An 11,613-nucleotide genomic window follows, 5' to 3' on the forward strand; every position below is an offset into this window, starting at 1 on the left:
GTCAGTTCTCCGAAACGAGCCGGCGATGCACGGCCATGTCGATGTTCGCGCCGCTGACGATCACGACGATCGGGCCGCCGCGATCTCTGTGCGCGATCCGTTCGTCCAGCAATGCGGCAATGCCGACCGCACCCGCGCCTTCCACGACCAGGCGCTCTTCGCGGTACGCATGTGCGATGCCGCGCGCGATCGCCGGCTCGTCGAGCAGCACGACGTCGTCGGCCAGCGCGCGCGTCATGTCGAACGTATAGCGGTTGTCCAGGCCGATGCCGCCGCCGAGCGAATCGGCGAGCGTCGGCTGTTCATCGATGTCGACCGGTCGTCCGGCCGCGAGACTCGCGTGCATCGCGGCGCCGCGCGCCATCGACACGCCGATCACCTCGATCGCGGGCCGGATCGCCTTCGCGGCAAACGCGACGCCGCTGAACAATCCGCCGCCGGACAGCGGCACGACGAGCGTGCACGTATCGGGCAGCGCTTCGAGAATCTCGACGCCGATCGTCGCCTGTCCGGCGATAATGCGCGGATCGTCGAACGGCGGCACGTACGCGTAGCCTTCGTCGCGCACGAGGCGCCGCGCCGCGGCCTGCGCATCGTCCTGGCTGTCGCCGGCGATCACGACCCGCGCGCCGAGCGCGGCGACCGCGTCGACCTTGTTCGCCGGCACGAGCGACGACATGCAGACGGCGGCCTCGATGCCGAACGTGCGCGCCGCATGCGCGACCGCACGGCCGTGATTGCCGGTCGACGCGGTGACGACGCGCGTCACGCGCCGTGCCGCGAGTTCGGCGAGCGCGTTGGTCGCGCCACGCAGCTTGAAGCTGCCGGTCGGCTGCAGCGTTTCGAGTTTGAGGTGGACAGAAGCGCCGACCCGCGCGGACAACGCGGCGGACGCGACGAGCGGCGTGACGCACGCATGCCCGGCGATGCGTCGGCGCGCGCGGTAGACGTCGGACAGCGACAGAAGGGACATGGATCGCACGCCTCATCATTGATGTAGTGCGATCCAGTCTAATGTTCCAAATTGCGCTTTCGAATGTCCTGATACATTGTGCGTCGCTGGCACGACGCCCGCTTCGCTTCAGTGAAAGTCGTGCACGTGCGGATACTGCTCGAACACGCCCGCGATCGTCGCGAGCGCGGCATTGCATGCGGCATCCGTCGTCTCCGCACCGATGCACACGCGCACCGCGTTCGGCCGCTCGGTACCGCCGACGAGGAACGGATCGGGCGACGTCACGGCGATCTTGCGGGTCCGCAATTCGCGTACGAGCCGGTCGGCCTGCCAGTAGTCGGGCACGCGCAGCCACGCGGACAGCGCATTCGGATGCGCACCCAGCACATACGGGCCGAGCGTGGCCTTCACCATGTCCTGGCGCACCGCGAGCCGTTGCCGCTGCAGTTCGACGAGCCGTCGCGCGGTGCCGTCCGCGATCCAGCGCGTCGCGATCTCCGCGATCGGTGACGTCGCCATCCAGCTGCTCACGCGCAGCACGCTCTCGACGCGCAGCGCGAGCCGCCTCGGCATCGCGAGATAGCCGGTTCGTAGCCCGGTCAGCACCGATTTCGTCATGCTCGTGCAGTAGAAGCCGAGGTCCGGAATCAGGCTCGCGATCGGCGTGGCCGTCTTCGCGGGCAGCGGGCCGTATACGTCGTCCTCGATCACATACACGCCGTAGCGCGACGCGATGCGCGCGATCGACTTGCGGCGCGAATCGGACATCATCGATACCGTCGGGTTATTGAGGGTCGGCGTGCAGACGAGCGCACTGATTCGCTCGCCGTCGCACATTTCCTCGAAATGTTCGGGACGGATCCCGTGTTCATCCATCTCGAGCCCCTTCAGCGTAAACCCGAGCACGTTCGCGGAGCCGATCACGCCGTGGTCGGTCAGGCTCTCGCACAGCACGGTGTCGCCCGGCCCGACGATCGACGCGAGCGCGAGAAAGATGCCGTGCGCGGCACCGTTCGTGATCAGCAACGATTCGGGATGAATCGGCAGATTCAGCGACGCGAGCCATGCGGCACCGGCCTCGCGATGCGCATCGAGGCCCGCGATCGGCCGGAACGAGCGGATCCACGGCTGGTCGTCGGCATCGGCCAGCGCCGCGCAGACGGCCCGCCACGCGGCGTCGTGCTCCGGCGTGTGCACGATGCGCGCGATCGAGAAGTCGACCAGTTCGCGCTCGGCCGTATCGAGGATGTAGTTCGACATCGATTCGGTCACGCGCGCGGCCACGAAGCTGCCGCGCCCGACTTCGCAGCGGATCAGGCCCTGTCTTTCGAGTTCCTTGTAGGCATTGGTGACGGTCTGCACGCTGACGCCGAGGCTCGACGCCACGTCGCGCTGCGGCGCGAGCCGCGCGCCCGGTGCGAGGGCACCGCTTTCGATGTCGGCGGCGATCGCCTTCACGAGCCGCTTGTATTTCGACTCGATGCCGTGCACCGCGCCGATCGCGTCGTGCCAGCGCGCCGATACCTCGGTCCGTCCCATCTCGATGTCTCCGTCGTTGCTTCCGCATGGTCGCTCAGAAAGACACCCGGAGATTATTGTCCTAGTGCAATCGCGTGCGGAGCCAGGACGGTACGACGCGCATCGCGCGATCCCGGTCGGTCGGCACGGCCGGTACGCGATCATCCGAATCGCATCTTTCTTACAACGCCCCTACAACCCACGCCTGACCGCCGACCCGCCACGTGCGATCGCCGCGTTCGATCCGGATTGCACGCGACACGTAAGGATCCGCCGCTCGCTTGCAATTTGACAGCTTGACCGGCGCCGGACCGACCGCCTAAATTGCTCGTTGCAGGTCGGCGCCCGGGCGTGCGGCATGACATGTGAGTGACAAAAACGATAGTTTGCTATCGAATGTTTTTGCCCCTATCATCTCGCCCATGACCAATCTGCACGACCTCCGCCTCGCCGTCAGCAGCCTGCTGGTGCTCACCGCGCGCAAATGGCGCCGCACGAGCGACACCGTGCTGACCGCGTACAACGTGTCCGAAGCCTGCGCGACGCCGTTGCTGATTGCCGGCCGCCTCGGCGAAGGCGTGCGCCAGGGCACGCTCGCCGAACACGTCGGCATCGAGGGGCCGTCGCTCGTGCGCCTGCTCGACCAGCTGTGCGCGGCCGGCCTCGCTCGCCGCGACGAGGATCCGCACGACCGCCGCGCGAAGACGATCTCGCTGACGGCTGCCGGCCGCGCGGTCACCGCGAAGATGGAGGAAGACCTGCGCGTGCTGCGCGCCCAGGTGCTCAAGGGCGTCACCCGTGCCGATCTCGAAGCGACGCTGCGCGTGTTGAACGCGTTCAACGCGGCTGACGTGCAGCATCCGGCGTCGCGTCCGTCTCACCCCGCCGATTCCGCGCCATGACCTATCCGAGCCTTCGCGACTGGCTGTTCTCGGGCAAGACGTTCGCCGCGTCGATGCTGGCGTTGTACCTCGGCCTGTATTTCCAGCTGCCGCGCCCTTACTGGGCAATGGCGAGCGTCTATATCGTGTCGAACCCGTTCGTCGGCGCGACGCGCTCGAAAGCGCTGTATCGCGCGCTCGGCACCGCGCTCGGCGCGGCCGCCGCGATCCTGTTCGTGCCGCCGTTCGTCGAGACGCCGTTCCTGTTCAGCATCATCGTCGCGACGTGGTGCGGCACGCTGCTCTACCTCGCGATCTCCGACCGCACCGCGCGCAGCTACGTGTTCATGCTCGCCGGCTACACGATGCCGCTGGTCGCGCTGCCGACGGTGACCGATCCGTCGACGATCTTCGACGTCGCGATCGCGCGGACCGAGGAAATCGTGCTCGGCATCGTGTGCGCAAGCGTGGTCGGCAGCGCCGTGTTCCCGAACCGCCTCGCGCCGACGCTGATCGAGCGCACCGACGCATGGTTCAAGGACGCGGCGTTCTACGGTCGCGAGACGCTGTCGGGGCACATCGCGGGCAAGGCGCTGTCGGCGTGCCGGCAACGCCTCGCCGCGACCATCACCGGCCTCGAATTCCTGCTGAGCCAGTTGAGCTACGACCATGCGCACCCGCGCGTGCTCGCTCGTGCGCAGGCGCTCGCGGGCCGCATGCAGCTGTTCCTGCCGCTGATGTCGTCGCTCGCCGATCCGCTGATCGCGCTGATGCGCGACCTGCACGTGCGGCCACCGGCACTCGACGCGCTGCTCGCCGACGCGGCAAAGTGGTTCGACGCGCCGCTGCCGGCCGTGAAGACCGGCACCGACGGCGACGTGGCCCACGATCCGGTCGCGGACAATCTGCGCGAGCGCATCGCGTCGATGCAGCCGTCCGACAACGCGCTCGCGAGCTGGGACGGCGCACTGCTGTCGAACGCGCTGTGGCGGCTGCATCAGGTCATCGACATCTGGCAGGACTGCCGCTCGCTGCGCGCGCTGATCGCGAACGAGTCGGGCGTCTGGCAGCCGCGTTTCCGACACTGGCGGCTCGGCGGCACCGAACGCTTCTTCGATCGCGGGATGATGCTGTTCTCCACGCTCACCGTCGTGCTCGCAATCGTGGTCGCATGCTCGCTGTGGATCTCGTCAGGCTGGCACGACGGCGCCGCGGCCGTCACGCTCGTGGCCGTGTCGTGCAGCTTCTTCGCCGCGCTCGACGAACCGGCACCGCTGGTGTTCAAGTTCTTCCTGTCGACGGCCGCGAGCGTCGTGTTCGCCGGGCTGTACCTGTTCGTCGTGCTGCCGCACGTGCACGACTTCCCGATGCTCGTACTGATGTTCGCAGGGCCGTTCATCCTGATCGGCACGCTGCTGCCGCGCCCGCAGTTCAACATGGTGACGATGCTCGTCGCGGTGAACACCGCCACCTTCATCAGCATCCAGAGCGCGTACGACGCCGATTTCTTCGTGTTCCTGAACAGCAACCTCGCGGGCGTCGCCGGGCTGCTGTTCGCGTACGTCTGGACGCGCGCGACGCGTCCGTTCGGCGCGGAACTCGCGGTGCGGCGCCTGCTGCGTTCGGGCTGGGAGGACGTCGCACGCTCCGCATCCACGCAGCCGCTCGACGACCAGCGCAACCACGCATCGCGCATGCTCGATCGCGTCACGCAACTGCTGCCGCGCCTCGGCGCGTCGGACGATCACCGCCATCCGTCGATCGAGAGCTTCCGCGACCTGCGCATCGCGCTGAACGCGCTCGACCTGCGCCGCTCGCGCCGCAAGCTGACGGGCGACGTGCCCGACGCGATCGACCGCGTGCTGGCCGGCGTCACCGATCACTACGCGCGCTGCGCGGCCGCGAATGCGCGACAGCCTGCACCGCCGGCGCTGCTCGCATCGATCGACGACGCGCTGCAGCGCGTGGCCGGCCGCAACCTGCCCGGCACGGCCGCCGCATCGGCGGGCGACGGCACGACGCACGCCGCTCCCGCAGCGCCGACCACGCCCGCGACACACCGCCGGTTGCGCGACACGCTGCACGCGCTCGTCGGCCTGCGCCTGTCGCTGTACCCGGCCGCGTCCGCGCAGCCGCCGCGTGCCGCACCGGACGGAGCGCCCGCATGATCCCGCTTTCCAACCTGTCTTTCCGACCGCGACCATGATCGGCGAAATCGACATCTTCGGCGTATTCGTGCCGGCTCCGCTCGTGCTGATGCTGATCGCCTATCTGATCAACATCGTCGTGCGCGCGCTGCTCGAACGCGTCGGCTTTTACCGCCTCGTCTGGCACCGTTCGATCTTCGACCTCGGCATATACGTGTTCGTGCTTGCCGCAGTCGTCATCGTGTCTCACCATCTCGTGGCTAGCTAACCGTGAAAAAAACCTGGCTCTCGGCAGGGCAGATCCTGCTCACCCTGATCGTCGTCGTCGTGGCCGCCCTCGTACTGTGGCGGATCATCAACTACTACATGTTCTCGCCGTGGACACGCGACGGCCATGTGCGCGCCGACGTGATTCAGGTCGCGCCCGACGTGTCGGGGCTCATCACCGCGGTGCAGGTCGCCGACAACCAGGAGGTGAAGCGCGGCCAGGTGCTGTTCGTGATCGACCAGGCCCGCTACACGCTCGCGGAGCGGCTGGCCGAAGCGACGCTCGCGCAGCGCCGCGCGACGCTCGCTCAGGCGAAGCGCGAATATGCGCGCAACCTGCAGCTCGGCAACCTGGTCGCCAGCGAGCAGGTCGAGGAAAGCCGCACGCGCGTCGAACAGGGCGAAGCTGCCGCCGCCGATGCACAGGTGTCGCTCGACACCGCAAAGCTCAATTTGCAGCGCACGACGATCGTGAGCCCCGTCGACGGCTACCTGAACGATCGCGCGCCGCGCGTCGGCGAATACGTGCCGGCCGGCCGCGCGGTGCTGTCAGTCGTCGATCGCAATTCGTTCCGCGTCGACGGCTACTTCGAGGAAACCAAGCTGCGCGGCATCGGTATCGGCCAGCCGGTCGACATCGTCGTGATGGGCGAGCCGCATCCGCTGCGCGGCCACGTACAGAGCATCGTCGCCGCAATCGAGGATCGCGACCGCACGCAGGGCGCGAACCTGCTGCCGAACGTGAACCCCGCATTCAGCTGGGTGCGGCTCGCGCAGCGCGTGCCGGTGCGCGTCGTGCTCGACGAGGTGCCCGACGACTTCCGGATGATCGCCGGCCGCACCGCGACCGTCGCGGTGCGAACCGACACGCGCCGCGATGACAATGCGAAGTCGGCCGCAGGCGCGTCCGCGGCATCCGCACCCGCGGCCGTCAGCGCGACGGGAGCATCGCAATGAAGCGGCACGGCCTGCGCCTCGCGGCGGCACTCGCGCCGCTCGCGCTCGCACTCGGCGCGTGCAAATCCGTCGGCCCCGACTACAAGCTGCCGCAGCAGGCATACGTGAATGCACCGCTCGCAAATCATGCGCTCGACGACGCGAACGGCGCGCTCGTGTCGCGCGACGCAGTGCCCGGCAACTGGTGGCAGCTGTACGACGATCCCGTGCTCGACGAACTCGTGCGCAGTGCGCTGAAATCGAACACCGACCTGCGCGTCGCCGCGGCCAACCTCGCACGTTCGCGCGCGGCGCTGGAAGTCGCGAACGAACAGGGCGGCTTCTCCGGGAGCGCGGAAGCAGCCGTGCAGCGCGCGCAGGAATCGGCCGAGCAATATCTGCTCGAAAACAAGTTGCCGGTCGTGAACGAAGGCGCGGTCGGCATCAGCGTGTCATACGAGCTCGATCTGTTCGGCAAGCTGCGGCGCGGCGTCGAGGCCGCGCGCGCGGACAGCGAAGCCGTGCAAGCGGCCGCCGACCTCGCGCGCATCACCGTCGTCGCGGACGTCGTGCGTGCATACGTCGAATCGTGCTCCGCCGGTGACGATCTCGCGATCGCGAAGCAGTCGCTCGCGCTGCAGCAGCAGCGCGTGAAGCTGTCGCAACGCCTGCGCGACGCGGGACGCGGCAACCAGACCGACGTCACGCGCGGCGTCACGCAGGTACGCACGCTCGCGGCCGACATCCCGCGCTTCGAAGGCCGCCGCAAGATCGCGCAATACCAGCTCGCCGCGCTGCTCGCGCGTTCGCCCGCGGACCTGCCGAAGGCGGTCGCCGAATGCGAGCGCCTGCCGAAGCTGCGCCAGCCGATTCCGATCGGCGACGGCGCAGCGCTGCTGCGTCGCCGTCCCGACGTTCGCGAAGCCGAGCGTCAGCTCGCCGCCTCGACCGCACGGATCGGCGTCGCGACCGCCGCGCTGTATCCGTCGATCAGCATCGGCGCGTCCGCCGGTTCGGTCGGCGTCGCCGCCGATCTGTTCTCGTCCACCACGAATCGCTGGTCGTTCGGACCGCTGATCAGCTGGTCGTTCCCGGTCAACGGCCAGCGCGCGCGCGTGCGCGAAGCCGAGGCGGCGACCGGCGGCGCGCTCGCTCACTTCGACGGTGTCGTACTGAATGCGCTGCGTGAAACGCAGTCGAGCCTCGCGACCTACGCGGCCGACGTGCAGCGCACCGATGCGCTTCGCACGGCCTACGAATCGGCGCGCAGTTCCGCCGACGAAACGCACCGGCTGTATACGGCCGGCCGCGAGTCGTTCATTTCGGATCTCGATGCGACGCGCACGCTGACGAGCGTGCGCGCGCAGGTCGCCGCGGCCGAAGGTCAGGTCGCCGCCGACCAGGTGAAGTTGTTCCTTGCGCTCGGCGGCGGTTGGGAAGGCGATATAACGGCCGCGGCGGTGCGGCAGACGTCGGCGGCGGGCGCGCCGGCTGCTGCGTCGGCCGCTGCGAAGTAAGCGCGCGGGGCGGCACGGCGTGCACGAGACACCTGCTGTCGCGCAGCATCGTGCGCCGTTTCGCATGTCCGGTATGTCGATGCCGACGTCGCGCTTCACCTGCAATGCCGGTAAACTCGTCCGCAGTTTCCGCCGTTCGCTCGCCGCCCGCCGGGCGGCCCCTTTCCTGGAGAGTCATCATGCGCACCAGCGCCCGTAATCAATTCGCCGGCCAGATCAGCGCCGTCAAGCCCGGTGCCGTCAACGACGAAATCACGCTGCGTACCCAGGACGGCCTCGACATCGTCGCCGTGATCACGCACGGCAGCGTCGCATCGCTCGGCCTCGCGGCCGGCGCGAAGGCCTTCGCGCTCGTCAAGGCATCGTCGGTGATCGTGATGGTCGACGTCGACGGCAGCAAGGTGTCGGCGCGCAACTGCGTCGCGGGCACCGTGTCATCGATCGCGAAGGGCGCGGTCAATTCGGAAGTCGTGATCAAGGCGGCAGGCGGCGCCGAGATCGTCGCGATCGTCACCAACGACAGCGTCGATCGTCTCGGCCTCGCAAGCGGCAAGGCCGCGTCCGCGATCTTCAAGGCGTCGAGCGTGATCGTCGGGGTCGAGTGATCCTCCGGTGATTGCAATGACGTCCGCGCTCGAGCATGCGCATCGACGCATATTGCAAGCGCTGCTGTCCGGCGCGGCCGATACCGATTCTCCGGATGCACGTCTGTTCGGTGAACTCATTGCGGCACGCGCATGCCGCAACGAGCTCGCGCTGCTCGGCCTGTCTCCCGCCCGGTTGAACGGCCTGCTTGCCCGCCAGTTTCCGCGCCTGAGTTCCGCCGATGCGTCGGCGCTCGCGCCGACGGCCACCGTCGCACCGCTGCCGGCCGCGCACGCGCAATTCGTCGAGACGCTGCACGCGCTGCTGATGCGGGATGCATATCCCGCCGTCGCGCACGACGACGCCGACTGCGTCGCTGCAATCATCGCGCATGCGTGCCTGCGCCCCGATCACCTGTGGCGCGATCTTGGCCTTGACGGACGCGACGCGGTAACCGCGATGCTCGATCGCTATTTCCCCGCGCTTGCCGCACGCAATGTCGCGCAGCTGCGCTGGAAGAAATTCCTCGCGCAGGAAGTGGCCGCATCGCTCGGCCGGCCGCCCGGGCCCGCGCCCGGATGCCCGGGCTGCGAGGATTTCGGATTCTGCTTCCCCCCGGGGCGATAATCGCGACGGCGGCATGCGCAGCTTGTCGGTGCGCATCGTTTGACCGATGATGCGCGACATCCCGTCCGCGCGTTTTCCCGCGCGTTCGTTCGACCGCAACGCTCACTGGAGAACCAGCCTTGACCGACTTTGCGAGTCCCAATCTGCCGTCGCGCGATTTCGAAGCCACGTCGCTGTTCTACGCGAAGCTCGGGTTCGTCGAAACTTGGCGCGATGACGGCTGGATGATCCTGAGACGCGGTGATCTGCTGCTCGAATTCTTTCCGCATCCCGGTCTCGACCCGGCCACGAGCTGGTTCAGCTGCTGTTTCCGGCTCGGCGACGTCGGTGCGTTTTGCGACGATGTGCTCGCCGCCGGCATTCCGGAACAGACGACCGGCTGGCCACGCGCGCATCGGCCGAAGCGCGAGGCATGGGGCGGCACCGTCGGCGCGCTGATCGACCCGGACGGGTCATTGATCCGGTTGATTCAGATGGAAGACTGAGTCGCAATCGAACGACGTCGATGCGCCCCCGCGGGCACCCGATAACGTCCCCATAAACAGCTACTTTGCGATGCGCATTGCACGCCGCGCGCGTCGTTCTCCTTTGCCGCGCAATCAGTGCCGATGGCGGTGATGAATGTCCGGGAAATGCGCGTGACTGTGCGTGATCGGCAAGTGCACGTGCGGATGCGTGTGCGGTTCATCACCGTCATACGGAAAATCGTGCGTGTGCTGATGATGTTCGTCGTGCCGATGCCGATGCGTATGCTCGAGTCGTTCATGCGCGTGCTCGTGTTCGTGCCGTTCGCGCACGTGCAGCCAGATGCCGAGCGCCATCAACGCGGCCGCGATCCAGAACGTGACGGACGGCAGCGCCGGCCAGATCAGCAGCGACAGCACGACGCCGAACAGCGGCGCCACCGAAAAATACGCGCCCGTGCGCGCACTGCCGAGATGGCGCAGCGCCACGACGAACAACACGAGACTGATCCCGTAGCCGCCGAGGCCGGTCAGCATCGCGGCGGCCGCGGCCGGAATGGCGGGCAGCGCCGCGCCGGTCGCGAGCGCGATACCGATGTTCACGGGCCCGGCGACCAGGCCCTTCGCGCATGCGATGACCATCGCATCGTTCGCGGCGACCTTGCGGGTCAGGTTGTTGTCGATCGCCCAGCACAGGCATGCGCCGGCAATCAGCAACGCGCCGACCGGCACGCCCGCGCGCCCCGGGCCCCACGACAGCAGCGTGCCGCCGGCGACGATCGCGACCATGCCGAGAAACACCTGAAGATCCACGTTCTCGCGAAACACGACCCACGCGATGACCGCCGTCAGCACGCCTTCGAGATTGAGCAGCAGCGCACTTGTCGCAGCCGGTGTGCTCGACAGTCCGAGCATCAGCAGCGCCGGACCCGCGACGCCGCCGGCCGCGATCGCGCCGGCGAGCCACGGCAGGTCCGAGCGTTGCAGCGGCGCGGCGTTCTCGGCCGGCGCGCGGCGGCGGCGCAGCCCGCGCAACAGGATTCCGACGCCGAGGCCGATTCCGCTACCAAGATAGAACAGGCCGGCGACCATGAACGGCGACATCGCGCCAATCAGCGCCTTGGCGAGCGGCGTCGCCGCGCCGAACAGCGCGGCAGCCGTGAGCGCGACGAGAATCGCGGAATGTCTCGGATTCATGATGCGGTCTTTGCGTTTGAGCGTTGTGCGTATGGAATCGGCAAGCTTCGTGTGACGCGGTGACGCGTACGCCTTGCCGGTGCCTTTCAATTTTGGGGAATGTCGGACGAATTGCGCCGGCTTTCAGGTAGCTGTCGCGTCATGCGCTACCGGCAACGCGCCGGCCCGACGATTCGTGCCGGGGAGATTATCGCGTGTGTGTGACTGGTCGCCAACTGACGGGCGGGCGGCCGCGCGGTGCGTCCGGACATCACCCTGCGGTCTTTCGAATATGGCCGCACTTCGCGTTTGTGCTGCGGCCCACGTGCGATAAATTCGTGTGGGAGCGCATCCGGGGTTTCATCTGAAATCCGATTACATTAGGAAAACGAATTATCGTGACGAAACATGAGCGGGCGGCCTCAAATCTGAAGTGCAACACTCTCGCCATCCGGTAATGTCCGCGAATGGCAAAGAGAACGTACCAACAACTTCAACCTGAAGAACGTATGCGAATCGATTTCTGGCGTGACGAGGGCT

At 67.7% G+C, this 11,613-nt stretch carries 11 protein-coding genes; 8 read left to right on the plus strand and 3 right to left on the minus strand.

Annotation, left to right across the window (positions count from 1 at the left end; genetic code table 11):
• Window position 1 precedes the first annotated feature (1 nt).
• Both eutB and HWX25_RS29480 read right to left on the minus strand, forming a co-directional pair.
• A complete protein-coding gene (gene eutB, locus HWX25_RS29475; protein WP_175911991.1) occupies window positions 2-973 on the minus strand; it encodes a hydroxyectoine utilization dehydratase EutB in 972 nt (323 codons plus the stop codon).
• A 108-nt stretch (window positions 974-1,081) separates the two neighbouring features.
• A complete protein-coding gene (locus HWX25_RS29480) occupies window positions 1,082-2,494 on the minus strand; it encodes a PLP-dependent aminotransferase family protein (RefSeq protein ID WP_059530787.1) in 1,413 nt (470 codons plus the stop codon).
• 401 nt (window positions 2,495-2,895) lie between these two features.
• Between HWX25_RS29480 and HWX25_RS29485 the strand changes: the two genes are divergently transcribed.
• From HWX25_RS29485 to HWX25_RS29520, 8 genes are all read left to right on the plus strand, one after another.
• A complete protein-coding gene (locus tag HWX25_RS29485) occupies window positions 2,896-3,375 on the plus strand; it encodes a MarR family transcriptional regulator (RefSeq protein ID WP_175911992.1) in 480 nt (159 codons plus the stop codon).
• Window positions 3,372-5,522: an FUSC family protein gene (locus HWX25_RS29490; RefSeq protein ID WP_175911993.1), complete on the plus strand. Its 2,151-nt coding sequence runs from the start codon at window positions 3,372-3,374 to the stop codon at window positions 5,520-5,522. The genes HWX25_RS29485 and HWX25_RS29490 overlap by 4 nt, the downstream gene beginning before the upstream one ends.
• 34 nt (window positions 5,523-5,556) lie before the next feature.
• Window positions 5,557-5,769: a DUF1656 domain-containing protein gene (locus HWX25_RS29495; protein WP_044849171.1), complete on the plus strand. Its 213-nt coding sequence runs from the start codon at window positions 5,557-5,559 to the stop codon at window positions 5,767-5,769.
• 2 nt (window positions 5,770-5,771) lie between these two features.
• Window positions 5,772-6,725 carry an HlyD family secretion protein gene (locus HWX25_RS29500; protein ID WP_175911994.1) on the plus strand — a complete coding sequence of 318 codons (954 nt, stop codon included), beginning with the start codon at window positions 5,772-5,774 and terminating at the stop codon, window positions 6,723-6,725.
• Window positions 6,722-8,221: an efflux transporter outer membrane subunit gene (locus HWX25_RS29505; RefSeq protein WP_175911996.1), complete on the plus strand. Its 1,500-nt coding sequence runs from the start codon at window positions 6,722-6,724 to the stop codon at window positions 8,219-8,221. The genes HWX25_RS29500 and HWX25_RS29505 overlap by 4 nt, the downstream gene beginning before the upstream one ends.
• 179 nt (window positions 8,222-8,400) lie before the next feature.
• Window positions 8,401-8,826: a TOBE domain-containing protein gene (locus tag HWX25_RS29510; protein ID WP_175911998.1), complete on the plus strand. Its 426-nt coding sequence runs from the start codon at window positions 8,401-8,403 to the stop codon at window positions 8,824-8,826.
• 16 nt (window positions 8,827-8,842) lie between these two features.
• Entirely contained in the window at window positions 8,843-9,433 is a 591-nt protein-coding gene (locus tag HWX25_RS29515; RefSeq protein ID WP_175911999.1) for a nitrogen fixation protein NifQ, read from the plus strand.
• 119 nt (window positions 9,434-9,552) lie between these two features.
• Window positions 9,553-9,918, plus strand: coding sequence for a bleomycin resistance protein (locus HWX25_RS29520; RefSeq protein WP_175912001.1), 366 nt, complete (start codon window positions 9,553-9,555; stop codon window positions 9,916-9,918).
• Window positions 9,919-10,032: 114 nt separating this feature from the next.
• On the opposite strand, the gene HWX25_RS29525 is transcribed toward HWX25_RS29520, so the two are convergent.
• Window positions 10,033-11,094, minus strand: a complete 1,062-nt coding sequence (locus HWX25_RS29525) for a DMT family transporter (RefSeq protein WP_059690984.1) — start codon at window positions 11,092-11,094, stop codon at window positions 10,033-10,035.
• Between the last annotated feature and the right edge of the window lie 519 nt (window positions 11,095-11,613).

Origin of the sequence: Burkholderia sp. BCC1640, from assembly GCF_902833125.1 — a bacterium.
GTDB classification, from domain to species: Bacteria; Pseudomonadota; Gammaproteobacteria; order Burkholderiales; family Burkholderiaceae; genus Burkholderia; species Burkholderia diffusa.